The organism is Caballeronia sp. 11_S32 (assembly GCF_056930355.1).
The window spans coordinates 1340122-1365767 of sequence record NZ_JBXOWH010000001.1; the positions used below are offsets into that span (position 1 = coordinate 1340122).

General features: G+C 61.4%; 23 protein-coding genes. 5 read left to right on the forward strand and 18 right to left on the reverse strand.

Annotation, left to right across the window (positions count from 1 at the left end):
• Nucleotides 1-113: 113 nt before the first annotated feature.
• The 6 genes from AC1Z32_RS06115 to AC1Z32_RS06140 all read right to left on the reverse strand — a co-directional run bounded on the left by AC1Z32_RS06115 (nucleotide 114) and on the right by AC1Z32_RS06140 (nucleotide 6102).
• Nucleotides 114-1952: a retron Ec67 family RNA-directed DNA polymerase/endonuclease gene (locus AC1Z32_RS06115; RefSeq protein ID WP_483477793.1), complete on the reverse strand. Its 1839-nt coding sequence runs from the start codon at nucleotides 1950-1952 to the stop codon at nucleotides 114-116.
• Between the two features lie 463 nt (nucleotides 1953-2415).
• A complete protein-coding gene (locus AC1Z32_RS06120) occupies nucleotides 2416-3723 on the reverse strand; it encodes a chloride channel protein (RefSeq protein ID WP_483477794.1) in 1308 nt (435 codons plus the stop codon).
• 85 nt (nucleotides 3724-3808) lie between these two features.
• Nucleotides 3809-4228 (reverse strand): MarR family winged helix-turn-helix transcriptional regulator, encoded by a 420-nt coding sequence (locus AC1Z32_RS06125; protein ID WP_483477795.1) that lies wholly within the window; start codon nucleotides 4226-4228, stop codon nucleotides 3809-3811.
• Between the two features lie 136 nt (nucleotides 4229-4364).
• Nucleotides 4365-4613, reverse strand: a complete 249-nt coding sequence (locus AC1Z32_RS06130; RefSeq protein WP_483477796.1) for a pentapeptide MXKDX repeat protein — start codon at nucleotides 4611-4613, stop codon at nucleotides 4365-4367.
• 66 nt (nucleotides 4614-4679) lie between these two features.
• Entirely contained in the window at nucleotides 4680-5456 is a 777-nt protein-coding gene (locus AC1Z32_RS06135) for a molybdopterin-dependent oxidoreductase (RefSeq protein ID WP_483477797.1), read from the reverse strand.
• Nucleotides 5457-5475: 19 nt separating this feature from the next.
• The gene (locus tag AC1Z32_RS06140) at nucleotides 5476-6102 is read right to left on the reverse strand and encodes a cytochrome b/b6 domain-containing protein (RefSeq protein WP_483477798.1); all 627 of its coding nucleotides are present in this window, start codon (nucleotides 6100-6102) and stop codon (nucleotides 5476-5478) included.
• Nucleotides 6103-6443: 341 nt separating this feature from the next.
• Between AC1Z32_RS06140 and AC1Z32_RS06145 the strand changes: the two genes are divergently transcribed.
• A complete protein-coding gene (locus AC1Z32_RS06145) occupies nucleotides 6444-6992 on the forward strand; it encodes a sigma-70 family RNA polymerase sigma factor (RefSeq protein ID WP_483478215.1) in 549 nt (182 codons plus the stop codon).
• A complete protein-coding gene (locus AC1Z32_RS06150; protein ID WP_483477799.1) occupies nucleotides 6989-7630 on the forward strand; it encodes a DUF1109 domain-containing protein in 642 nt (213 codons plus the stop codon). Before AC1Z32_RS06145 ends, AC1Z32_RS06150 begins: the two co-directional genes overlap by 4 nt.
• A gap of 27 nt (nucleotides 7631-7657) precedes the next feature.
• Here the strand turns inward: AC1Z32_RS06150 and AC1Z32_RS06155 are convergent, their stop codons facing one another.
• The 3 genes from AC1Z32_RS06155 to AC1Z32_RS06165 form a co-directional block, all read right to left on the reverse strand.
• Entirely contained in the window at nucleotides 7658-8059 is a 402-nt protein-coding gene (locus AC1Z32_RS06155; protein ID WP_483477800.1) for a hypothetical protein, read from the reverse strand.
• A 20-nt stretch (nucleotides 8060-8079) separates the two neighbouring features.
• Complete coding sequence (locus tag AC1Z32_RS06160) at nucleotides 8080-11376, reverse strand: adenylate/guanylate cyclase domain-containing protein (protein WP_483477801.1); 3297 nt, start codon at nucleotides 11374-11376, stop codon at nucleotides 8080-8082.
• Between the two features lie 105 nt (nucleotides 11377-11481).
• Nucleotides 11482-11697, reverse strand: coding sequence for a hypothetical protein (locus AC1Z32_RS06165; RefSeq protein ID WP_483477802.1), 216 nt, complete (start codon nucleotides 11695-11697; stop codon nucleotides 11482-11484).
• A gap of 514 nt (nucleotides 11698-12211) precedes the next feature.
• Between AC1Z32_RS06165 and AC1Z32_RS06170 the strand changes: the two genes are divergently transcribed.
• Entirely contained in the window at nucleotides 12212-12439 is a 228-nt protein-coding gene (locus tag AC1Z32_RS06170; protein ID WP_483477803.1) for a hypothetical protein, read from the forward strand.
• Nucleotides 12440-12599: 160 nt separating this feature from the next.
• On the opposite strand, the gene AC1Z32_RS06175 is transcribed toward AC1Z32_RS06170, so the two are convergent.
• From AC1Z32_RS06175 to AC1Z32_RS06215, 9 genes are all read right to left on the reverse strand, one after another.
• Nucleotides 12600-12803: a hypothetical protein gene (locus tag AC1Z32_RS06175; RefSeq protein WP_483477804.1), complete on the reverse strand. Its 204-nt coding sequence runs from the start codon at nucleotides 12801-12803 to the stop codon at nucleotides 12600-12602.
• A 129-nt stretch (nucleotides 12804-12932) separates the two neighbouring features.
• On the reverse strand, nucleotides 12933-14114 hold the full coding sequence (locus tag AC1Z32_RS06180) for a porin (RefSeq protein ID WP_483477805.1): 1182 nt from the start codon (nucleotides 14112-14114) through the stop codon (nucleotides 12933-12935).
• Between the two features lie 55 nt (nucleotides 14115-14169).
• Nucleotides 14170-15507, reverse strand: a complete 1338-nt coding sequence (locus AC1Z32_RS06185; protein WP_483477806.1) for an MFS transporter — start codon at nucleotides 15505-15507, stop codon at nucleotides 14170-14172.
• 32 nt (nucleotides 15508-15539) lie between these two features.
• Nucleotides 15540-16448, reverse strand: a complete 909-nt coding sequence (locus tag AC1Z32_RS06190; RefSeq protein ID WP_483477807.1) for a dihydrodipicolinate synthase family protein — start codon at nucleotides 16446-16448, stop codon at nucleotides 15540-15542.
• Nucleotides 16449-16480: 32 nt separating this feature from the next.
• Nucleotides 16481-17566 carry an Ldh family oxidoreductase gene (locus AC1Z32_RS06195; protein ID WP_483477808.1) on the reverse strand — a complete coding sequence of 362 codons (1086 nt, stop codon included), beginning with the start codon at nucleotides 17564-17566 and terminating at the stop codon, nucleotides 16481-16483.
• A gap of 11 nt (nucleotides 17567-17577) precedes the next feature.
• On the reverse strand, nucleotides 17578-18549 hold the full coding sequence (locus AC1Z32_RS06200; RefSeq protein ID WP_483477809.1) for a 2-hydroxyacid dehydrogenase: 972 nt from the start codon (nucleotides 18547-18549) through the stop codon (nucleotides 17578-17580).
• On the reverse strand, nucleotides 18546-19889 hold the full coding sequence (locus tag AC1Z32_RS06205; protein ID WP_483477810.1) for an MFS transporter: 1344 nt from the start codon (nucleotides 19887-19889) through the stop codon (nucleotides 18546-18548). Before AC1Z32_RS06205 ends, AC1Z32_RS06200 begins: the two co-directional genes overlap by 4 nt.
• Nucleotides 19890-19997: 108 nt before the next feature.
• Nucleotides 19998-21182, reverse strand: coding sequence for an enolase C-terminal domain-like protein (locus tag AC1Z32_RS06210; RefSeq protein ID WP_483477811.1), 1185 nt, complete (start codon nucleotides 21180-21182; stop codon nucleotides 19998-20000).
• 123 nt (nucleotides 21183-21305) lie between these two features.
• The gene (locus tag AC1Z32_RS06215; RefSeq protein ID WP_483477812.1) at nucleotides 21306-22346 is read right to left on the reverse strand and encodes a LacI family DNA-binding transcriptional regulator; all 1041 of its coding nucleotides are present in this window, start codon (nucleotides 22344-22346) and stop codon (nucleotides 21306-21308) included.
• Between the two features lie 400 nt (nucleotides 22347-22746).
• Here AC1Z32_RS06215 and AC1Z32_RS06220 point away from each other — a divergent pair, with 400 nt between their 5' ends.
• On the forward strand, nucleotides 22747-24282 hold the full coding sequence (locus AC1Z32_RS06220; protein ID WP_483477813.1) for a UxaA family hydrolase: 1536 nt from the start codon (nucleotides 22747-22749) through the stop codon (nucleotides 24280-24282).
• A gap of 353 nt (nucleotides 24283-24635) precedes the next feature.
• Nucleotides 24636-25631 (forward strand): SMP-30/gluconolactonase/LRE family protein, encoded by a 996-nt coding sequence (locus tag AC1Z32_RS06225; protein WP_483477814.1) that lies wholly within the window; start codon nucleotides 24636-24638, stop codon nucleotides 25629-25631.
• The last annotated feature ends 15 nt before the right edge of the window (nucleotides 25632-25646 follow it).

Consider the following 25646-nt stretch of genomic DNA (forward strand, 5'->3'; position numbering starts at 1 on the left):
CGTCAAGCCGACTACACCTTTGGTGCCGCCTTAGAGTGCACAACATCCGCTCATCGACTCGTGCAAGGTGACGCTTTTTTTTTGCAGCTTGGCGGACGTGTCCCAGATCGGTGCTAAACGACAACTGGCGCTACGGCGGACATCAAGCTCTGGTAATGAGCAAACGCCGCACTTATGTTTGCCAACAACGGATGAAAACCAGTCCAATCCAATTCTTTCGCTCTCGGCGCGACGAACTCATACGCAAACGGAGCTTTGCCGACAGTTGTCGAATTGTCAGCGTCTTTTGAAAAATCAAATTTCTTACCATTGAGCCCTTTTCCCAGGTCTAATGGTGAAAATAAGCCTTCTGTGTCCCTTTTCTCCGATCCATTACGAGGTACCAAAACTACGTAAAGATTTTCGAACACATGGATAAACGCATCATCTCGATTACACGCTTTACTCGAACAATCTTTTATCGCCTTTAAGATTTCATTAGCGCCGCTGTCATTGTCCACTACAAATATAACGGGTTTGTTGCCGCGAGGAGACTGGAATTTTTTCGACTCTTTGTAGTATGCTCGGATTAAATTGCTAAGATTTGGCCCGCCGCCACTCGCCACGCCAAGTATCGCTGCCGTTGAAAAGTTCGGCATGTACACTTGCCCTTTCCTTTTATGTTTTCTGTCGTATTTGAAAAATTGAAATGCTAAAACATCCTTTCCAGCATCATTCTTTCTTACGAGTTGCGGAAACGCCGCCTTGCTTTGATGAACGGCATTACTTATATAGACAATGTCTGTTTTTCCCTCGCAAACCACAAGTGGCGTAGCAGCTTTATAAAAGCGAGTGTAAAGCAAGAATTTACGATATATTGTCAGATTTCGCAACGGCAAAGGCTCAGGTGTCGTCTTCGCAGATAGTTGATACGGAGGAAGATGATTGTGCGGATTGTCTTTTAGCTCGGTTCGAAAAACGCTGTCAACGGAATGAATGAATCCGAGCATTCCATGTAGTTGCGCAGAGGTCCCATCCTTCTCAGTAATAACTTCATTTCCGTCATCGTCTTTCGATATTGTTTTGATTTTGTAACTTCCGCGATTGACGAGAGAAAAAACGTAAGCACGAACTAAGTGTCGATATTCTGCTACCACATTTACTTTCTTATTAACGACGAGCCCCGTTACCTGCTGTCGGGAGTTTTTGTGTTGCATTCGCGTCTTGCTTTCATTAATTTCGAACCCGCACAGCCCAATTAATCTACGAAGCTCTCGCCCAAGGATCCATTCGTCCGAAGTTGATTCATCAAGAAGCGCGATTTGCTGCGGGAAGTCTTTTTTATTTGTGGAAAACGTGATGTCATCCGCGTATCGCGTGTAGTAACATCCATTTTTTTGGGCAAGACGAGCGAGATGAGAATCCAAGATTCCAGCGATAAGATTTGAAATGACTGGCGAGCAGGGGCTTCCCTGTGGTAAGACTCCGTCAGCGCACGCGATATGAGCTATTGTGGTCGCAACATCCTTGTGAAATTTGAAATTTCTGTCATTTATGAGGAACCCACGAATTCTTTGCCCTGTGATGGTGGGAAAAAAATTTTTTAAATCAAGATTAAAAACATATCGCTTATTGCGATGTACCGAAGCGTTGGTTAATATGCTTTTGTCTGGGTAAAAACCATGGGAGGATTTATTCTCGCGTCCAGTGACTTTGGTAATATCAGATATGCAATTCTGAAGGTGGTTCGCAAGTCTTCGCTGAAGCGATTTAAGCTCTTTTATTGGCGCCCGAATCTCACGCATCCCGCCACTTCGCTTGAGCACGGAGAATGTGGTGTATTTGTCCGCACTTTTTTTAGCGTACAGAAGATATGTAAGATGTTGGTGTTCGATATCGAGCAATCTTGCGACTGCTTCGCGTGAATGCGCCGCTTGAAAGCGCTCTAAGGTTGTTGCTTCGGGAATCAGCATCGAGAAGATGGCCTCGCAGACACTCAATCGCCATTTGGCGATACCGTACAATCATCGTTTTCCCGCTATGTTGCATATACGGGCATAGGTCTTCACATTGTTGCCAAGGGCCACGATTACATGGCATAAATTCTGTCCGCGAGGCCGGCCAGAATTGTAGCGCATTATTCGACAGACATTCTATTCGGGTTCAAATGAGTGACTCGTGCGGTCGAAGCGTATGGCGGCTCCAACTTTTTGAGGATGGAGCCGTCAATCTCAAGCACGTTTCTTCTGGATGGGCAAGAGTGCACAGTGCGTCCGGTAGATGAGCTTCACGGCTCCGAACCGACGGAAGCAGACCTTCGAATGTTCGACTGCGGCGCTGACCAATGACCGCTATTGGCCGTTCGCAGACGTCTTCTCATGCAATTAACCCGATCCGTGCTAGAAGGAGCGCCCATTCCCGCGCCAATCGCCAGCATTACTTACTCGTATATCTCTGTGCGAGCGCCTCATACAGCGGCGGCGCGAACAGCTTCGACACCTGACTCGAAATCAATGCGGTGGCCATCAGTGACAGCACGAGCGCGTGTCCATTGATCATCTCGATGACGATCACGAATGCCGTGATCGGACTCTGCGTGACGGCGGCGAGATAGCCGACCATGCCGAGCGCGATCAGCATCGGCAATTCCATGCCGCCGAACACGAGATGAAGCGCGTTGCCTATGCCCGCTCCTATCGCGAGCGACGGCGCGAAGAGTCCGCCCGGCGCGCCGGGAAGGTAGGAACCGACCATCGACGCCATTTTCAGTATCGGGTAGCTCACGCCGAGCTGCGAGTTGCCTTCGAGCATGCCGCGCGCTTCCGCATAACCGCTGCCGAATGTGTGACCGCCGGCGGCAACGCCGACCACGGCGATGAACAGGCCGCACGCCGCGCCGAAAGCCACCGGATGAGACAGCCGCCAGTCGATCAGCCGCGCCGGCATCCAGCGCTGCGTATTCAGCAGGAGCCAGCAGAAGATGCCGCCCGCGACGCCCGTCACCGCGCCGAGCAGGACGACGGCAAGCGCGAGCGAATCAGGGAAATGCCCGCTCAGATCGATCGTGCCGAAGTATGTGTAGTTGCCCTGCAGCGCGAGCGAGACGACACCCGCGAAGATGATCGCGGTGATCAGCACGCCGCTCGTGCGCTGCTCGAAGCTGCGCGTAAGTTCTTCGATGGCGAAGACCACGCCCGCGAGCGGCGCATTGAACGCGGCCGATAGTCCGGCCGCCGCGCCGGCGAGCGCCAGATTACGTTCGAGCGCGCCCCCACGCATGCTGCGCAGCCGCGCGGGATAAAAGCGACGCAGGCTGAACATGAGCGCCGCGCCCACGTGAATGGTCGGCCCTTCCCGCCCGATGGTGAAGCCACCGAGAATCGAAAGGAACGACAACGCGATCTTGCCGATGAGAATGCGGATGGTCAGCAGCCGAGGTCCCAGTTCGCGCCCGTCATGCAGCATCGCGATGACTTGCGGAATGCCGCTGCCTTCGGCGCCCGCGAAGAAGCGGCGCGTCGCCCAGACGCAAAACGCGGCGATGGCAGGGGTGATCAGCAACGGCAGCCACCAGTAGGTGGCCGTGATGCGCAGAAAGGCGTCGTATCCGAAGTCGATCAGGCGCGCGTACATGACCGCGACGAGCCCGGTCGCGACCGCGCCGAGCCAGAACACGCCATAGTGCAGCCAGAGCCGCCTGCCGCGCAGGATCGTGCGTCGGTCGATGAATCCAGGAATGCGCATCGAGAATGGTCGAAAAAATTTAAGGCACATTGTGACATAAATTCTCAGCCGCCCTCCTCCGTGGCCGGCAAGGAAGACCAGCCACTCAGTCTTCGTTTGCGCCGAACACCCAGCCGAACGAGCCGTAATGAGCCTTGTGTTCGGCCGCGAGCTTGAGGAGACATCGCTCGCCTTTTGCCGTCAGATGAACCTGCACCTGCCTGCGGTCGGTCTTGTCGGTTTTGCGTCTGACCAGCCCCGAAGCCTCGCAACGCGACACCAGCGCGGCCGTGCCATTGGGCGCCGCCTGCAAGCGCTCCGCGAGTTCGCCGACCGTGGCCCACTCCCGCTCGGGAAAGCCTCGCACGTGCAGAAGCAATTGATATTGAAGCGTCGTGATTCCCGCTGCATTCGAGATTTCCTCCGACACGCGCAGGAACTTGCGCAGTTCGTAGCGGAAGACGGACATTGCTTTCAAGTCCTGTTTGTCCGGGAGGCTGACTTTCTTTTCGCTGTTCGACGACATTGACGATTTCGACTCGACGTAGGTATGACGATCCGCGTCCGATCATACCTAGTTTAGTGCTCGAGGCGGGATACGCATCGTCCGTCAACGGGAAAGCCGGGCGCGTGCTTCGCCCGGTCCCGGCTCCCAATCGACGTTACTGCGACATCGCGCCCGATGCCGGGTGATCCATGCCCATCGCATCGTGCTTCTTCGTCTTGTCGCCCTTGCCCATGGAGTCGTGCGACATGGCGCCCTTGCTCATCGAATCGTGTGACATGCTGTTCTTCTTCATCGTGTCGTGCGACATCGCGTCGTTCGACATCGCGCCGCTCGCCTGCGCGAAGACGCTGGTCGCGCTCACCGCGAGCGCTGCTGCGAGTACTGCCGTCATCAATCGTTTCATGGCTAATCTCCTTGGTGGGTCAAACATGGCGTCCGGACAATCCGGAACCGGTGGATGGCGCGGCGCTCACGAGCCGCCGAACCAGTTGTATCCCTGGTCGACCCAGTAGCCGCCCGGATACGTATTGGTCACAAAAATTTCGACGATATGCTTCGGGTTCTTGTAGCCGAGCTTGGTCGGCATGCGCAGCTTCATCGGATAGCCGTATTTCGCGGGCAGGCGCTGGCCGTCGTACTCGAAGGTCAGCAGCGTCTGTGGATGCAGCGCCGTCGGCATGTCGATGCTTTCGTAGTAGTCGTCGGCGCAGCGGAAGCCGACGTACTTCGCCGTCGTATCCGCGCCCACGCGCCGCAGAAATTCGGCGAACGGCGTGCCGCCCCAGCGCCCGATCGCGCTCCAGCCTTCGACGCAGATGTGTCGGGTGATCTGCTCCGCATGCGGCAGCGCGTACAGTTGCGGCAACGTCCACACGCGCTGTCCCGTCACGAGCCCGCTCACTTTCAGGCGATAGTCGTCGCCGTTCACCTCGGGCACGTCTTCGATCCCATAGAACGCGTTGAACGGAAACGGACGCGTGAGCTGCGCCTCCGTGTACGTCGGCGCGGGGCGCTGCGGATCGAACAGAAGCGCTTGCGCACGATCGTTCAGGCGCGACACCGCGGCGAGAAATTTGCTGATCGAGTCCTCATCGGTGATCGAGCAGCCTGCGAGCAGCGAAAGGCCGCCCAGGGTCAACATGCGTTTGCCGAACAGGCGGCGCGAGGGCATGTCCAGTTCGCGGCGCGCATCGGCCAGCACGGCTGCACGATCGACCTTGATGATTCGTTTGTCTTCGGTTTTCATGGCGTATTCCCGAGCTGGATCAGCGGCCGCGCAGCATTGTCAGCAGCGAGCGCGGCACGAGCGCGACCATCGCCACATGCACGACGACGAACGCGGCCATCACCGCCATCGCGCAGAAATGCACGATGCGCGCGTTGTCGTAGCCGCCCATCAGTTCGCGCAACAAGGGGAATTGCACGGACTTCCAGATTGCGAGCCCCGAGAGCACGAGCACGATCAGGTCGACGACGACCGCGAGATAGGCGAGCTTCTGGACCGCGTTGTACTGACGCAAATCGGCATGTGAGAGCCTGCCGCGCAATGCGGCGATGAGGTCGTGCAACACCGCGCGCGGCGATAACGGAAAGAACTTCGAAATGAAGCGGCCGCTCGCGATGTTCAGCGCGACATACACGATGCCGTTGAACACCAGCAGCCACATGGCCGCGAAGTGCCACTGCAACGCGCCGCCGAGCCAGCCGCCGAGCGTGATCGACGGCGGAATGACGATCTGCCGGAACACCGGTGACGCGTCGTATATGCGCCAGCCTGAAAACATCATGATCAGCGCGGCGAATGCGTTGAGCCAGTGCGTGATGCGCAGCCAGAGCGGATGAACCGGTTCATCGCGGGTCTGGGCTAGTGGTGGTGCTTTCATCGTTTCCATGGCGGTCACCTTGATGGCGGGTCTCAAGTTCGTTGAGTGTTAATTCGCCGCGGATGCATCGCCGGTTACAGCGGTTTCGTCGAATGAACGTCTTCGTGTGATGAGTTGGCCAAGTGCCCGGGAAAAGTTGCGGATCGCGTTGTAACCAGAGACGGCGCAACAGCGAATTAACCAGGAACAGGAAATGGATGGCGACCATGGATCAGGAAGGCGCTATTGCAGCGCATCACGGCTTCGGCTACGCTCGACTGGTCGATGTAAACAACGGTGGCCCCTTCGCATCTGAAGCTATGGGCGCCTCTCCCGTTTCTTCGTCCCGCAGCATCCGACCCACAGGAACCATGTCGCAAGATGCGGAAAGCCGGCTGAAAGCGCTGTTCACCGCCAGCCTCGATGGCGATCAGAATGCGTATCGCAGCTTCCTGCAGGCGCTCACGCGGCATCTGCGCGGCTACCTGCGAAAGCGCATTGCGCATCGTCCCGATGACGTCGAAGACCTCGTCCAGGAGATCCTGCTGGCGGTTCATAATGCGCGCCACACGTATCGCCCTGACGAGCCGTTGACGGCGTGGCTGCATGCGATCGCCCGCTATAAGCTCATGGACTTCTTTCGCGCCCATGCGCGCCGTGAGTCGCTGAACGTTCCGCTCGACGATCACGAGGATCTGCTCGCCGCGACCGACGACGAACCCGCTCAGGCGCGCCATGACATCGGCACGCTGCTCGAGCATCTGCCGGATAAACAACGCTTGCCTATCGTTCACATGAAGCTCGAAGGTCTTTCGGTGACCGAGACCGCACGAATCACGGGTCTTTCGGAATCGGCCGTGAAAGTGGGCGTGCATCGCGGTCTCAAGGCACTTGCCGCCAAAATCCGGGGACTACGATGAAAACCGATGAACTGATCACGCTTCTGTCGAATCAGGTCACGCGAGTCGACCGCGCGGCCGTTTCCCGCCGCTTCATTCAGGCACTGCTGCTCGGGGCGGCGGGCTCGCTGGTTCTGATGAGCATCGTGTTCGGCGTGCGCCACGATATCGCCAGCGTCGCACGCACGGGCATCTTTTGGGCGAAGCTGGCGTTTCCGCTGGCGATCGCCGTCGGCGCGATGCTCACCATCGGCCGCATCGGCCGGCCTGGTGCGCGCATTGGGTATTCGTGGATGATCGTGGCGCTGCCCTTCATGGCGGTCTGGATCGCCGGCTGGATGCTTCTCGACGGAGTGGATTCCACTGCGCGCTGGGCGCTGGTGCTAGGTCAGACGTGGCGAACCTGTCCGTTCAATATCCTGCTTCTCTCGGTGCCCACGTTCCCCGCGGCGATCTGGGCCATGCGCGCGCTCGCGCCGACACGGCTGCGGCTCGCGGGCGCTGTCGCCGGGCTATTGGCGAGTTCGACAGCGACGATCGTCTATTGCCTGCATTGCCCTGAAATGAGTCCCGCATTCTGGGGCGTGTGGTACGCCACCGGCATGTTGATGCCGGCGCTCATCGGTGCATGGCTGGGCCCGAGGCTTTTGCGCTGGTGATGCACATTCAGTACCGGCGATATCGGTCTACCCGAACACCCGTGCCCATGCCGTCCGGATGCGGCGCGCGCGGTCTTCGAGAAGATAAGAAGCCGCGAGCGCCAAAAGCCCTGAAACCGCGCCTGTAAGAACATGCTCGACGTAAGGCAAACGGTAGTGGCTTGCATGTGCATATGTATCGCCGATTGCCGTCAGCACGCCGACCAGCGCGGCGTTGCCATAGCGGTTGCCATAGAGCTTTGCAGCCGGGGTGAAGGTCAGAAGCACCGCCAGGAGCGCGGTAAGGAATCCGGTCTTGAACGCTATCGCCCAATGCGCAACGCTCGCGATATTGCCCCAGCTGCCCGGCATGCACGTCATGCAGGCGCCGGTCGGCTGCCAGAAGCGTTGAATGATCAGTTTGACCCGGCGTTTCCACTCGCTTGACATGATCGACCTCCTCACCGGCTTCAATGAAGATATGCCTGGCTCGAAAGCGCGCCGTTGATCGCCTCGAGCGCGTAGAGGAAACCAGCCTGCGCGCCTTCTTGCCGGAGCCGCTGGAGCTCTTTCACCACTGCCTGGTCCCGATTTCCGCTGCCATATGAGACCAGAGCGCGTGCGCGCGCCACCACGAATGCGGAAAAGGGGGATGGCTCACGGCGTGCGTAATCCTCGAGAGCCGCAGCATGATGCGCGGCTGCACTCCAGCGTTTCCGGTCGAGGCATGCGTCTATCGCGTCACGGCGGAAGAGAAAGTGGTTGTGGCTGACCGCGCCGGCGGCGAGCACGGCTTCCCCCTCCGCGAGCGCGCTTTCGAAGATATCGACGTCCTGCGTCGCCCGCGCGAGTACGCCGAGATACGCTGCGCCCAGATACGCCATGCCCGTTTCCCGGCTGATGGACAACGCCTCTCCGATATCGTCGAGCGCCTCGCGCCGACGCCCCGCGACACGATTCAATTCCGCGCGCAACGCGAGCGCCTCGCCTTCGAAACGCCTCGATTTCAGCTCACGTGCACACTGTAGTGCCGGGGCGACATGCTCCCAGGCACGATCCCATTCCGCGAGATCGTGCAGGCAGTGCCAGGCCGCGTGATGTGCAACCGCAAGCGCCCGAAGATGACCGACCTTTTCCGCTGCGGCGGCGCTGGCGAGCGCGGCATCGAGCCCTGCCTTCGCCTCGCCTGCAAACCACGCCGTGATGGCGCGCATCGGCAGATTGGCGACCTCGATCCGTCCGAAACCGTGGCGCTGGCAGAGTTCGATGCAGCGGCTGAAGGCGTCGCGCGCGCTGATCATCCGGCCGCGCATGTACTCCGCATCTCCGAGACCGCCGAGCGCGGCCGCCTCCTGTTCCGAATCGCCCGACTCCTGCGCGAGCACGAGGCTGAGTCCGTGCTCGCGCGCGCAGCCGTCGATCTCGCCGCGCGGAAAGCACAGATTGCCGCGCAGGAAATGAATACGCGCCTTTTCGCGCTTTAGCCCCTCGGCGGCGGCGTCCGTGGCGGCGCAGTCGAGATCGGCCCATGCACCGTCCAGATCATCCAGGACCCGCTTCACGGTGGCCCGCCCGATCCATGCCTGACAACGCTCCGCGCCGGTCGTGGCGAACTCGAAGGCTGATTCGAACGCCGCGAGTGCCGACGTCATGTCGCCGGTGTCGTGCAGGATAGTGCCGCGCAGGCATTCGAGCACGACGCGCTCGCCATGCGCTTGCGCGAGTTCGAGCCCTCGTCCGACGAGTTGGAGCGCGGATTCATAGCGGTACGAGGATGCCTGCGATCGCGCCGCGTCGCAATAAGCGAGCGCGGCTTCGCGGTCCATCGCACGGTCGAGATGTTCGGCCCGCAGGACGGGATCACGCTCGCCGTACCATTGCGCGGCGCGGCGATGCAACGCACGGCACCGACTCTTGAGCAGCCCGTCATAGATGGCATCACGAATGAGTGCGTGGTGGAATATGAATCCCGCGCTCTGCCGTCGCAGCAGGCGGCTTGCGACAAGAGGTTCCAGAACGGCGCCTGCGCCGGTTCCATCGACGAGACAATCGACCGCCTCCTCTTCGAAGATCTGGCCGAGCACCGAGGCGGCCTGCAGAATGGCTTTTTCGGCGGAATCGAGCCGATCCAGCCGCGCCTGCACCAGACTTCGCACCGAGCCCGGCACGCCAGTCTCCGTCCCGCTCGCGGCGCTGTCGAGCAACTGCTCGAGAAAGAGCGGGTTGCCCGCGGCACGCGCGATGCAGCGTTCGGCCAGATCTGCTTGTGCATTGGGAAACGATTCGGCCATGATCCGAGCCTCGCCGGCGCTCAGCGGACCCAGTTCGACAAGCAAATATGGCGCACCGTCTGCGGCGAGCCACGAATCATCGAGCGCTTCGCCGGAAGGTCGCGCCGTCAGTAACAACACGGCGGGACACTCCGCTGCGGTTGCCGAAAGCGCCGCGAGGTCTCGTAACGTCGAACTATCCGACCAGTGAATATCTTCGACAGAGAGGAGCCGCGGCTGCCGGCGGCTCGCGCGCTGCACAAGCCGTTTCATGACGTTCCGGCGGCCGCGAATGCGCATCGCGTTGTCCATTGCCTCGTAGACTGCCCGGTCCGCGAACGCCACCGGAAGATCGACGAGGTCGTTTAGAAAGAGTGCGTCGCCGGCGTCGATCAGACCGTCGTTAAACGCGCGGTCAACGTCAGCCATAGGGGTGCCGCCATCGTTTGAACCGCCGAATGCCAACAGGCCGCGCACGAGAGACTGGATCGCACCCTGTCCGTTCCTCGCGCCGAAATCGAGCACGAAACCGCCATGGCAAGCGAATCCCGAGTCCCGGGCTTCGCGTTCGAATTCCTCGAGCAGGCGCGTCTTGCCGATCCCGGCCTCACCGCGTATCAGAACCGTGCGACCGCCGCCGGTCTCGCGGCACGATCGAAGCACTGCTCGAAACACCCGCAACTGATCGCTCCGGCCAACGATCGGCCGGCCTAACGTCGAGCGTCGAAGCCCGGCAATACACCAGGCCGTAACCGGATCTGTGAAGCCCTTGACGGATAGCGCGCCGCGTTCGACGCAGTCGAGCCGGTTCGCCAGAGCGCGCCGTACCGCATCAGATACCAGAATCTCCCCTCGTCCAGCCGCGTCGGTGAGACGCGAGGCCAGGTTGACGGTCTCGCCGGTGACGGTGTACTCCCTGTGCATGGCGCTACCCGTGCCGCTTGCAATGACCTCGCCGCTGGCAATGCCGATATGCACGAATACCGGGCGTGCGAGGGCGCGTGAAAGGCCGGGCATGGCCTCGCCGATCGCGAGCGCTGCCCGCACTGCACGCTCGACGTCGTTTCCATGTGCGACCGGCGCGCCGAACAGTGCCATGACGGAATCACCGACATGCTTGTCGACGTGGCCGCCGTATTGCCCGATGATGCGATCGACCTCCTCGAAATATCGCTCGAGCACGGCGAGCACTTCTTCCGCATCGAGATGCCGGCTCATATCCGTGAAGCCACACAGATCGGCGAAGAGCACGGCGACCTGCCGCCGCTCTCCTTGCGCGTCGCCCAGACTCACCGCCGCGGGCGCGGGCTCGACTTTCGCCCGGAGTGCCGCCAGTGCATCGAGCAGTTTGCGGCGATGGCCCACCGAAGCGACCCCTAGTTCCTTCAGATCGTCAGCGGAAAGCTTGCGCAGCACGTCGGCATCGATGGCGTTCTCGCGAAACGCCCGTTCATATCGCTCCATTCCGAGGCTGCGCAACCAGGCGGCAACGTCCACGATCTCTCCCGGTCGGAAGGTCTCCAAACCACTGAAAAGATAGCATGCGGCCAGATTCGTGCAGCGTTTAGAGCGACTGTGCGCGATGTCGAGCGATGCAGTCGTTCAGGTGCGATCGGTCCACTGCGGGCCACCTTGGCCGACGAGAGGAACTTCAGTGCGGATTGCATCGAGCTCCTTGCCGAGCGGCGCGACATTGCCCATGCGACGATCGATTATAGCGACGCCGATGAATCGGAACCGGCGCTCTTCTAAACACGATGGGATTCCGCTGCGGTCAGCAAGCGCGGCGATCGCATCGGCTTGCAGTCGATGAGTCAATAGGCCAACCTCTGGCAGGTCCAGTTGGACACGGCTACAGCCAGGTCGCCGGCGCAACCAATCGCGTCCGAGTCTGGTTGAGGACATAGGCGGGGAAATCCTGGCCGGGCATGCGGAATAAAGTGCCCGTCGCCGCGCTCAATGCTGGCTTGCTCCGTCCCGCCTACGTATCAACTCTATGTCCCACAGGGCGTCATTCCGCAGCGCGTATAGCGCACTTAACGACTCTTGATAGTCGCGGATGGATTTCAACGCATTCTCGTGCACGGGTCCATCGTCGTCCGCCGGAAGCCGCCCCATGTAAAAACGAAGGCGTGTCAGCGCCTGTTCAATGGCGGCTATCGAGGTTTCGAGTCTCCCTAAACGCTCCTGTGCTTCCTCCAAGGTTCGCATAAGCGCCTCTCTAACCAAAAGGGGCTCTCTGAGAGGAAGACGCCTCATGTAACCCCTTACTTCCTCGGTTATGGTTCCACGATTGCTTCCTTGATTCATGAGGCTACTCAAGGGAGAAATGATGAACCTCGAACCCGAAGAAGCACAACTACGTCAGGCTGACGAACATCTTGCGCTTGCGGAGCGCCATATACAGCACCAAGAATTGATCATTCACGAACTGGAGAAAGACGGTCACGATACTTCCTTGGCTCTCAAGCTGCTGCGCACCATGCGCGATACTCGAAATCTCATGCGGAGCCACAAGGCTTGCGTAGTTGCAAGTATCGAACGTATCAGAGGCCGTTAAGGCGCGCTTAGGAGCGTTATGAAGTGCGACCCTTGGTAGAAGATCTGCTGTATCCGCCTCGGAGACGCATGAAAGCGATTTCTGGTGATCGTCGGTCAGACCGATTTGAAATGCGAACGGACGCATTATTTGTCGGCATCCAGATGCATTCATCAGCTTTTCATTCACGCCACTGAGAGACCTCCCCGGACAGATTTTGGGCATTCGCTGCACCGCCTGGGCAATCACGCGGAATATCGTGGCGCAACAGCGCATGCGCTTGCTGCAATCGCTTGGCATGTGCATGGAATAAATAGCACGCAATCAGGAACGGGACGATACGAAGTTTCGCCATCCCGATGACGCGCTTTTCGATTTCCCCCACCTGGATTCCTGTTATCCATCTCGACGATTTACATTTCTCGGCTTGCTCTCACGCCGGCATTGCGGTCCGTGCGCGCTCATGCGTCCTCGTCGATGGCATGAGCACGCTTTCGGCTCTCGATTTCCCGGCTCAGAACTTGTGGCGCAGACCGACCCGAATCAGTGCCTGATGATCGTTGCTGGACGGTGAGCTTTGGTTGTTGATCGATGCCACCGCCTCACGATTGCGCGAATCCGTTCCCGACGCCTTCTGATAAACGCCGATGAAATACACATCGGTGCGCTTCGAAAGGAAGTAATCGACGCCGACCTCGCCCTGATGATACGTCGCGCCTTCGTTGCGGCCGGTGGCGCTCGACACGCTGCTCCCGTCCGTATAGCTATACGCCGCGCCGATCAACAACGCTGGCGTCAACTGGTACTTCAGGTTCAGCTCGGCGCTGTTGAATGTCGCATTGCCGCTGTATCCCGACGGACTCGGGCCACTCGATGTATCGCCGAGCCCCTTGAACGCGATGTTCGAGTACACGCCGCCGACGGTCAACGCGCCGATGTTGTACGCCGCGCCCGCGCTGATCGCCTGATACGTGTGTGCCGACAGATAGCCGCTGAACACCGGATAAACCGAGTTCGCGACCGTTGTCGATGGCGTGCCCGATGTCGAATTGCCGAAGAAGCTCACGTTCGGATTGCGTGCATTGATATAGCCGACGCCTAGCGTCAGCGGGCCGCTCGCGTATCCCGCGCCCAGCGACCAGATCTGATTGCGTGTTGCATCGCCCGCCACGCCGCCCAGACTATACATGCCGCCGAATGAAAATCCTCCGTACGACACGCTCTTGAGCTTGATCGCGTTGTTGGTCCGGCTCGCATTGTTGAGGTTGTCCAGATCGGCGGGATGGGCGCCGATATTGCCCGCCCATTGCGATGCCGCTTCGAGCGGCCCGACGAAATCGACGTTGAGATCGTATTGCCGTCCCAGTGTCACCGTTCCCCACGCACTGGAAATGCCGACAAACGCCTGGCGCCCGAATTCGAGTCCGCCCTGTCCGAGCTTGCCGTTGCTCGGATCGAAACCGTTCTCCAGCGTGAAGATCGCCTTGAGGCCGCCGCCCAGATCCTCCACGCCCTTCAGTCCCCATCGGCTGCCCGACAGCACGCCGCTTTGCATCGCATAGGAACGGTTGCCGTTCATATTGGTATTGAAGGTGAGGCCTTCGTCGATTACGCCATACAAGGTCACGCTGCTCTGCGCATTGGCCAAAGCGGACAGGGTCATACATGCCGCACCGAGCATAAACTTCTTGTTCATATAAGTAATCCTAATTGCATTGATGAGAACGGTGATCCGAAAAAACCGCGCGCACTCAGCGCGCGGTTTCGAGACGGCGAATCTTTCCGGTGATGAAGAGATACGCGAACGCCCCAACCAGCCCATGCGCCGCGACGAAGTACATCGCGCCGGTGAACGTGCCCGTCAACTGCAAGGCATACCCGATCACGATAGGCGTCACGATCCCCGAGATGCTGCCGAACAGATTGAACAGCCCGCCCGCCAGGCCGACGAGATGCGGCGGCGAAGTATCGGAGACGACGGCCCAGTTCACCGCCGCGAGACCCTTGCCGAAGATCGCGAGCGACATCAGCGCGACGACGGTATAAGGCGATTCGACGAAGTTGCACAGCGCGAGACACGACGCGAGCAACATGCCGACGACGAACGGCGTCTTGCGCGCGACGCTGACACCCAGGCCACGACGCAGCAGCCGATCCGACAGATACCCGCCCGCAATGCCGCCGATGAATCCCGCGATCGCCGGCAGTGTCGCGAGAAAGCCCACTTCGACAATATTCATCCCGCGTCCCTTCACGAGATAGATCGGGAACCACGTGATGAAAAAGTACTGCAACGAGGTGAGGCAATACTGGCTCAGATACACTCCGATCATCAAGCGGCTGCGCAGGAAGAACCGTACCGCGCTAAACTCGATACGCGGCTTGCCGACCGTTTTCTTCTCGTCGGCTGCGACATTCGCGCCGCCTTCGCGCAGATAGTCGATCTCGGCGGCGTTCGCACGCGGATGCGCGAGCGGCTGGCGCATCACCTGGAACCAGAAGATCGCGAGCACGAGGCCAAGCGCACCCATGATCCAGAAGACGCTCGGCCAGCCGGCGCGGTGCGTGAGAAAGCCCATCATCGGCACGAAGACGACGACCGCGATGTATTGCGCCGAGTTGTAGATGGACGTCGCGAGCCCGCGTTCACGCACCGGAAACCACGCCGCGACGATGTAGCTGTTCGCGGGCGATACCGGTGACTCGACGAGGCCCAACAGAAAGCGCAACACGAACAATCCGGCGATGGCCGCCGCCGTCGACAGCGAGCCGAGAAAGCCTTGCGCGACCGTGCACAGCGACCACAGGACGAGGCTGATGCCGTAGACCTTGATCGAATCGAAACGATCGAGCAGCCAGCCCGCGGGCAACTGCGCCATCACGTATGCCCACGCGAACGCCGAAAACACATAGCCCAGCGCGACCGGTCCGATTCCGAGATCCGCTGACATCGCCGCGCCGGTGATCGACAGGTTGGCGCGGTCGCCGAGATTGACGGCACTCGCGATGACGAGCATCGCCAGCACCCAGTACCGGACCGACGTGCGCTGCGTCACCGCGCTGCCGGCGGCGACGCTTTCGCTCTTCATTTGCATGTCTCCTCTTCCTTATTCTGAGCGTGTTATCCGCGTCGCGCCGCGAGCCTTCTTTCGAGCCGCGCCTGCAAGCGGTCGAGTTCGCCCACATCGGCGGCGGAAAGCTTCGGGCCCGGCGTGCGCATCGTCGCGCAGCGGATCGCGCCGCGGCGGCGCATCATTTCCTTGCGCGCGCAGACGCCCCAGAAGCCCATCGCTTCGTAACGCAGCAGCGGCAGATAGATGTCGAACACATCGTCGGCTTCATCGAGCTTGCCGGCGGTGTGAAGTGCGTAGACTTCGGAGAGCATCTCGGGGTACGAGAAGCCGGCCATCGGGCCATCGGCGCCGCGTCCGAGTTCGAGGGGCAGGTACATTGCGTTGTTGCCGGTCAGGATCGCGACGCGGCGTCCGCCGCCCGCGCGCAGCCGCGAAATCTTGTTCAGATCCGGAAGATCCTCTTCCTTCACCAGTTCGATTTCCTTGTGCGTCTCGGTGAGCTGAAGCATGGCCGGCACCGACATCGCCACTTTCGATGCGAACGGGAAGTCCTGAAGCACCGTCGGCACGCCCTCGTTGCGGCGGAACACTTCGGCGAAGTAGCCATGCAGTTCTTCATCGGTCTGAATGCCGGACGGCGGCGCGATCATCACGCCGGCCGCGCCGAGATCCATCACGCGCGCGGACAGATCGGTCAGTTGCGCGAGGCTCGGATTGCTCACGCCAACCACGCACGGCAGCGAACCCGCGCGCTCGATGAAACGCTGCGCCACTTGCAGCGCTTCGCCGGCGTTGAGCTTGCCCGCTTCGCCGCTCACGCCGAGCACGGTGAAACCCTGCGCGCCGTGCCTGATATAGAAATCGACGAGCGTGTCGATGCTTTCCAGATCCACGGCACCGCGCTCGTCGAACGGCGTCTGCGTGACGATGAAAACCCCTTTTGAATCGCGCAACATGAGTGACTCCAATGTCAAATGAATGATGATGTTCAGGCGATGCGTGCGACGGGCATCGTCAGATCGAGTTTGTCGGACCAGCTATTCATGCGGGCGATGACGTCATCCGCGAGCGAGATGCCCTCGCTCATCTGCTGGCGGCGCAGCGCGAGCGCGCGTTCGCCGGGCAGGCGCACGGGCGGTGAACCTTCGCGCACGCGGCTTGCGTGACAGGCCTCGGCGAGATACGTAGTTTCGTCGAGAAATGCGTCGAGTCCGCCGAGCAGGCGCGGATTCAACACCTGAAGAAACACGCCCTGGCCGAACTTGTCGGGCTTCGTGCGGCGGCCCGAGCCCGGCAGCGCGAGCGTCAATGCTTCGACGGCAAGACCCAGACCGAAGCCCTTGTAGCCGAACTCCAGTCCGCCGAGCGGCAGCACCGTGCCCGGCGGATTCTGCGTGAGCACGTTGGGATCGTTGGTCGGGTTGCCGTTCGCATCGAGCAGCCATTCACCGGGCAAGGATTCGCCGCGTTGCGCGAACGCCGTGAAGAACGTGTTGCTGCCGAGCGACGTGCATTGATCGATGAGAATGGGATCGCCGCGCGTCGGAATGCCGTATGCGATCGGGTTCGTCGTCAACACGGGGTCCATGCCGCCGAACGGCGCGACCGATGCGATGCCCGCATTCGTCGCCGACAACGTCACGAAAAGATGGCGTTCGACGAGCGGCAACAGATAGCTTTGCAGGCAGCCGATATGCGAGCACTCGGCGATAGTCGCGACCACCACCGCACGCGACGCCGCGCGTTCGATGACCTCTTCGATCGCGCGGTGCATCACCCATGCGCCGGGCAACCGGTTCGCGTGCCAGGAGAACGCGCTGTCGGTATCGGACAGCACGCGCACGTCGCCTTCGGTTGCGATGTGGCCCGCCTGCAGGCGTTCGAGGTATGTCGCGAGCAGCCAGAGGCCGTGACTGCGATGCCCGAGCAATTCGGCATCGACCATTCTTGTGGCGACCTGATCCGCATGTTCCGCGCGCATGCCGCAGCGCTGCAACGCGTGGGACGCGTACTTCGTCAAATCGGCGTGCGAATACCGCGCGCCGCTACTCGTTGCGGTTGTTGAGCTTGCCATGGCGTTCGTGTCTATCGTGCTTGCTGAATGACGAGCGCATCGGCGGCGGGCCGGCCGTCGAGCACTGCGAGGATATTGTCGAGACCGCGCAATCCGAGATCGTTTCTCGTCTGCACGGTGGCCGATCCGCTGTGCGGCGTGAGGAACACTTGCGGCAGGTCGAGAAAGCGCTTGTCGAAGCGTGGTTCGTTCTGAAACACATCGAGACCGGCGGCGGCGATGTGTCCGCTCTTCAATGCATCGATGAACGCGTCTTCGTCGATCAGCGATCCGCGCGCCGTGTTCACGACGATGGCACCGCGCGGCAACATCGCGATCTCCCGCTCGCCGATCAACGGCGATGCGCCCGGACTCGCGGGAAGATGCAGCGAAAGAATCTGCGTGTGCGGCAACATCTCGCCGAGCGATGCGAAATAGCGCGCGCCTTGCTCGACCTCCGGCGCGGCGCGTCGCCGGCTGTGGTAGAGAATCGTCATGCCGAACGCGCGCGCACGCTGCGCAACCGCCTGCCCGATGCGCCCCATGCCCACGATGCCGAGCACGCTTGTGCTCACGCGATGCCCGAGCAGTTCGCTCAGGCCGAGCGAACGCCCCCAGCCATCGTGCATGACCTGAAGATGCTCCCGCGCGCGGCGGCATGCGGCGAGGATATGCAGCATGGTCGCATCCGCCGTGCATTCGGTCACGACAGGCGCATTTGTCACGACGATGTTCGCCTTGGCCGCCGCTTCGAGCTCGACATGATCGAAGCCCACGCTGGTCGTCGCCGCCACGCGCAGGCTGCGCGGCAAGCGTTCGATCAGCGCGCGATCCAGACGCAATGCGCCCGAGAACAACAAGCCTTGCGCTTCGTGCGCATGCGCCTGGCTCACGAGTTCATCGACGGAAAGCGCGTGTTGCGGAACGATTGCATCGAACATGAACTTCGCGCGTTCCTCGACGGCGGGCTGCATCGGCCGCGAAAGGATGATCCGATGCTTCATGCCTTCACCGTCTCAGGCAGCTTGAGCCGCTTCAATTTCCCGACGATGAAGATGTAGCTCAGCGCGCCGACCAGCGCATGGGTGCCGACGAAGTACATCGCGCCGGTGAACGAACCCGTGATCGCGAGGATGTAGCCGATGGCGATCGGCGTGACGATGCCCGCGATGTTCCCCGCCACGCCGAACAGCCCGCCCGCGATGCCGACGATTTCGGGCGGCGCGGTATCGACGACGACAGCCAGACCGATCTGCGCGAGACCCTTGCCGAAGAGCGCGAGCGACATCAACGCGACGATCACGGCGGTCGAATCCGTGAAGTTGCAGAACACCAGCATGCTCGCGAGCAACATGCCCGACACGAACGGAATCTTGCGCGCCGCCGTCACACTGCCGCCGCTCTTGAGCACGCGATCGGAAATCGCACCGCCGAGCACGCTGCCGACGAATCCGCAAATAGCGGGCAATGTGGCGACGAAGCCGACATGCAGCAGATCCATGCCGCGCCCTTTGACGAGGTAAATCGGGAACCATGTGATGAAGAAATACTGCAGCGACGTGATGCAGTACTGGCCGAGATACACGCCCGCCATCATGCGGCTCTTGAGCAGCACCTTGATCGAGCCGGCTGGCGCGTGCGTCTTCTTGCGCTTGTTGGCTTCGATGTCGATCATCGCGCCGTTGTCGCGCAGATAGTCGAGTTCCTCGGACGTCACTTTCGTATGCTTGTCCGGCGCGCGCATCACGGCGAACCAGAACACGGCGAGCAGCATGCCGAAGCCGCCCATGAACCAGAAGACCCAATGCCAGCTCAGCGCGTGGCTCAGCATGCCCATCAGCGGCACGAACAGCACGACGGCGACGTATTGCGCCGAACTGAAGATCGATGTCGCGAGGCCGCGCTCACGCAATGGAAACCACGCCGCGACGATGTAGTTGTTGGCCGGATAGATCGGCGCTTCGACGAGGCCGACCAGAAAGCGGCACGCGAACAGTGCGCCGATGGCGAGCGTCGTCGGTAGAAAGCCGACATAGCCTTGCAAGAATGTGAAGAACGACCAGAGGAAGAGCGCCGCGCCGTAGACCTTGATCGAGTTGAAGCGGTCGAGCAGCCAGCCGCCGGGCAACTGACCGAGCACGTAAGCCCATGCGAACGCCGAGAATACATAGCCCATCGTCACGCTGCCGAGGCCGAGTTCCTTGGCCATCGGCGCGCCTGCGATCGAAAGGTTCGCGCGATCGCCGAGATTGACCGCGGTGACGAGCAGAATGAGCGCGAGCACGTAATAGCGCACATAGCGGTGCCGCGCGCGCACGGCGCTGAGAACAGCCTGCGTTGACATCGAATGTCTCCTGAGTGTCGAGCAGCGACGCCGCTCATCGATGAGGCGGCCTCGATGCGGCCGCCTTTGCCTTGGCTGCTGATGCAGCTCTAGTGCTTCTCTCGGGAATCAGCGCTTGTTCAGTTCGAACACGTGATGCTGCTTCGTATGACGCTTGATGTAATCCCAGTCGTAGGTCACGCCGAGACCCGGGCCGGCCGGCACCGGCACCGTGCCGTCGCGGTCGATACAGTCGATCTGATCGCTGTAATCGCACGCATAGACTTGCGGAATGTTGTTCGCGCAGTCCGGGCCGACGAGCGCGACCTCGTAGTAGTTCGAGTTGCGGATCGCGCCCATCACGTGGCGATGCGCCGGGCCGACCGCGTGCACTTCGACATCGAGGCCGAAGGCTTCCGCGAGACGCGCCGTCTTGATCGCGCCCGTGATGCCCATGTCGTATTCCGGATCGACGCGCAGAAAATCCGTGCCGCCCGCGATGATGAAATCCGCCTTCGGTTCGAGGCCGCGAATGTGTTCGGTGATGAGCAGCGGCGTCTTCAGCATCTCGCGCAGCTTCTTGTGCGAGAACGCGGAAAGACCGGCATCGCGATACGGATCCTCGAACCAGAAGTAGTCCGCTTCGTCGCACGCGCGGCCGACGTAGAGCGCATCGGCGAAGGTCTTCAGATCGCACGCGCCGTCGTACATCAGATCCATCTCGTTGCCCACAGCCTTGCGCGTCGCGAGAATCGCGGCGGCTTCCTCGCGCGGATTGCCGTCGAACCAGCCGTGAATCTTGTAGCCGCGATAGCCCATCTCGCGGCATTGCACGGCGAATTCGCCGTACGCTTCGGGGCTGTCCAGGCCGCCGTTGCGGTCGCCGTGGAACGTGCTCGCATACGCCTTCAGACGCGAGCGATAGCCGCCGAGCATGTTCGCAATCGACGTGTTCAGCTGCTTGCCCGCGAGGTCCCACAGCGCGATGTCCACCGGGCCGTGACCCATGTGATCGAAGTGATGCAGCTTGCGCTTGAACTCGTCGTACAGCGCCTCGCGCATGGCCGGATCGCGGCCGAGCAGATCGGGGGCGAGCATGATCGATTGCGCCAGCGCCGGGCGCGTGCCGCCCCACATCGCGACGTATTCGCCACGTGCGCCGTCGTCCGTTTCGATCACGATGGCGTACTTCGACAGCTTCATCCGGCCGCCCTTCTTGTAGGCAACGTGGTTGTGCGTGTGCTCGGACGCGGCGGCGAGGTTTTCGACCTCATATTCAAAGTCGAAGATCTCGACGCGGTTGATTTGGGTCATTCCAGTCTCCGGGTGTTCAGCGCAAGATAGCGCTATCTGATGCGTAAGATAGCGCTATCTCAGACGGATGACAAGCGGAGTTTTCGCGGAAGGCGGCGTGTGTTGTTTAGTGGGGGAAAGGGTTTACGCGGATGCCCGGCGGACGATCGAGAAGCCGACGTCGACGACGCGTTCGGCCACATCCTTCGACGCGCGCTCGAAGATCAGGCGCGCCGCTTCCTGCCCGATGACCTTGCCATCGGCGCGGATGGTGGTCAGCGGCGGGTCGGTGTCGGCGGCGAAGTTCATGTCGCCGTAGCCCATCACGGCGAGCTCTTCCGGCACCTTCATGCCGCGCGATTTCGCCTCGGTCAGGACGCCGAGCGCGACCATGTCGGACGTGCAGAACACGGCGTCCGGGCGCGTCGTGCGCGACAAGAGGTCGACGAGCGCGCGCCGCCCTTCGCCCAGCGTGCTCGGCGCGGGGATCAGGACCGATTCCACGCGCGCGGAGGCATCGCGTTCCTTGACGGCTTCGAGGAAGCCTTGCGCGCGCATCGCGGCCCGGTCGTCGTTCGCGCTGATGATCGCGACGTGCCGCCGCCCTTCGCCCAGGAGATATTCGGCGGCGGCGCGGCCCACCGCGGGCTGCGAGAATCCCACCACCATGTCGAGCGATTGCGCGGGCATGTCCCATGTTTCGATGACCGGAATCGCCGACGCGACCAGGCGCTTGCGGCCTTCCTTCGACCGCACCGCACCGACGGTGACGATGGCATCGGGCCGGCGCGCGATCAGCGCATCGAGCAGCGCGGGCTCCAGTTGATGCTCGTAATCGCTCTCGCCGAGAATCACCTGATAGCCTTTGCTCGCGAGCGCGCCGCGCAGCGACTGCACGAACTCGAGATAAATCGTCGATGCGATGCTCGGCACGATAACCGCGACGAGCAGACTGCGCGCCGACGCGAGCGCGCCCGCAAGCAGATTCGGCACATAGCCCGTTTCGATGACGGCGAGGCGCACGCGCTCCACCATATCGGGGTTCACGGTCTCCGGCGAGTTGAGCGCGCGCGACGCGGTCATTTGCGCCACACCCGCCGCACGGGCGACATCGGCCAGCGTCACGCGTCCGCTGCCCCGGCGCACGCGGCGTTTGACCGTCGATGAAGGATTGTCCTCTGGCAAAGCTCGTGTCCTCGAACTGACGCGGAATCGGTTGCGTTCGATGTGTTGCGTCGAACGTGCATCAAGTTCGAGAGTATGCCTTAGGCGTGCGAGCCCACGTGATCAGACGGCCTGACGGATTCGGCACAGACTGCCGAAGAGTCATTTCTCACTCATCCCCGTCAACCATTTTGCTTTCAGTCAAATATGACCCGTTGACTAACGTTGCACAGTTGAAAGCGTTCGCTGAACACGCATTCAAGCGCGGGCTCTATAAGATCCCATCGGCCTTGGTCCGACCACTTTCCCCAACCCCCACCCTCTCCCGCACCATCGTCGGCGGACATCACAAACGTCGCGCCCACCTCAACGCCCCATTTCAACAAACAGTGCCCCACACCGATCGCACCGGAGGATCGACATGGATACCCTCATCGCCACATCCCGAGCCCTCAAACTCCACGCAACCGACGACGTCGCCATCGCCCGCGACGCCCTCACAGCAGGCACCGCCCTGCCCGAATTCAACGACATCGTCCTGCTCGACGATATCCCCGCCGCCCACAAGATCGCATTGCGCCCGATCACCAAGGGCGACGCGGTGCGCCGCTACGGCCAGGTGATCGGTTTCGCCACCGCCGACATCGCACCCGGCCAGCACGTGCATACGCAAAACGTCTCGATCGGCCCATTCGACCGCGACTACGCCTACGGCAGCGACGTCAAACCCGTCGACGCCCCCGAGACGCCGCTCACCTTCATGGGTTTTCTCCGCGCCGACGGGCGCGTTGCAACGCGCAATTACATCGGTGTGGTCAGCACGGTCAACTGCTCGGCCACCGTCACCAAACGCGTCGCCCAATATTTCGCGGCACCGGGCGCACTCGCGAACTATCCAAACGTCGACGGCGTCGTGCCCGTCACGCACAGCTTCGGCTGTTGCATCGATCACAACGGCGAGGGCATCGCGCAACTGCGCCGAACCATCGGCGGATATGTGAAGCACGCGAATTTCGCCGCCGTGCTCGTCATCGGACTTGGCTGCGAAGCCAATCAGATGGGCGCCATGTTCGTCGCCGAGAACGTGCAGAGCGGACCGCGCATCGTTCCGCTCGTGATGCAGGAGCTGGGCGGCACACAAGCAACGATCGACGCCGCGATCGAGGCGGTCCACGCGCTTCTCCCCGCCGCGAACGAAGTCACGCGCGAACCGGTGCCGGTGTCGGAGTTGAGCATCGCCCTGCAATGCGGCGGCTCGGACGGCTATTCGGGCATCACGGCAAACCCCGCGCTCGGCGCAGCCGTCGACCTGCTAGTGCGGCACGGCGGCACCGCGATCCTGAGCGAAACCCCCGAGATCTACGGCGCGGAACATCTGCTCACTCGCCGCGCGATCTCGCGAGAGGTCGGCGAGATGATCGTCGAGCGCATTCATTGGTGGGAAGGCTACGCGGAACGCGAGAAAGGCAGCATCGACAACAATCCGACGCCGGGCAACAAGGCAGGCGGCCTGACGACGATCCTCGAAAAATCGCTGGGCGCCGTGGCCAAAAGCGGATCGACGCCGCTCATGGGCGTGTATCGCTATGCGGAGCACATCGAGACGCACGGCCTCGTCTTCATGGATGCCCCCGGCTATGACCCGATGGGCGCGACCGGCCAGATCGCAAGCGGCGCCAATCTCGTGCTCTTCACGACTGGACGCGGTTCGTGCTTCGGCGCGAAACCCGCACCATCGATCAAGCTGGCGACCAACACGAAGATGTTCAACCGCATGCGCGACGACATGGACATCAACTGCGGCGACATCATGGACGGCAGCGCCACGGTGCAGGAGAAAGGCGAAGAGATCTTCCGCGCGATCCTGCGCGTCGCGAGCGGCGAGAAGAGCCGAAGCGAGGCACTGGGCGTGGGTGACGACGAGTTCGTGCCCTGGATGATCGGCGCACAGATGTGAGCGCCCCGCGCACGCCGCGCCGCGCGTGGGGCGTGGCGTGCGCGATATCGACTTGCCAGTCATTGCACCACCAGTCTGGACGGCAATTCCACGACGAACGCCTTCGACTCGATCTACCGCGTCTCCGACGATAGACGTGGATGGCGCGAGCGGTCCGCTCTCGTTGCACTGCTCAGCGCCCCGCTCTTCACCCTCCACCGCTCCGCCAATGACACCTGCGCCCTCTAGCAGACGGCAACACTTTATAAAATGCAAATTATAAATTATATTATCTGCGAGCCACCGGCAGACGTACCGAGGTTTCCACGTACCGCGTGCGCCCCACTCGTCCAACCCATGCGGGAGAGATTCCGATGTCCTATCCACTCAGGCCTGACTTCCGGCTTGATTTTTCCGACTTACGCGCATCCGCTGCCGGGCTCACCCGTCCCGAGTGCGTGCTCGCGCTTCAGACGGGCGAACTGATCGCAGCGCACGGCTCAGGCGGCTACACGCACTGGCGCCCCGGCGGCTCACCGCGTCATGTCCTGCCGGCCGACGGCAATCCACGTTGCTACGTCCCCAACGGCATCGCGCTATCGACGCGCGGCAAGGTGCTGTTCGCCAACCTCGGCAGCGAGCTCGGCGGCATCTTCAGCATCGATGGCAATGGCGCGGTCGAACCCGTCGTCGAGACGGTGGACGGCGCGCCCATGCCGCCGACGAACTTCGTTCTCGAAGACGACAGCGGCGCGATCTGGTTCACGGTCAGCACGCGCATGCGTCCGCGTGCGCGTGCGTGGACGCGCAACGTCGCCGACGGTTTCATCGGCGTGGCGGACGCGAAGGGCTCGCGCATCGTGGCGGACGGGCTCGGCTATACGAACGAAATCGCCTTCTCTCCAGACGGCAAGTGGCTGTACGTGAACGAAACCTACGCGCAGAGGACGAGCCGCTTCCCACTGCTGCCGGGACCGGCGCTGGGACCGAAGGAAATCGTCTGCCAATACGAAGGCGCCGACTTTCCGGACGGCCTGTGCTTCGACGCATTCGGCGGAGTGTGGGTCACGTGTGTCGGCAGCAACCGGGTCATCGTCGTTCGGCCGGACGGGTCGACCCAGATCGTGCTCGAAGACCTCGACGCGGAATACACGGATTACCTCGCATCGCGCTACGCGGCCATTTCGCTCACGCCCGGCGACATGGCGACCACCGGCAAATCGCGGCTGAAAAGCGTATCGAGCCTCGTGTTCGGCGGCCCCGACAGAAAGACCGCCTACCTTGGTTGCCTGCTCGGCGATGCGGTATTGAGCTTCGAAAGTCCCATCGCTGGCGCGCCAACGACGAACTGGAACCGCTCGCTGCGCTGAAGCGCGGGCTGCATC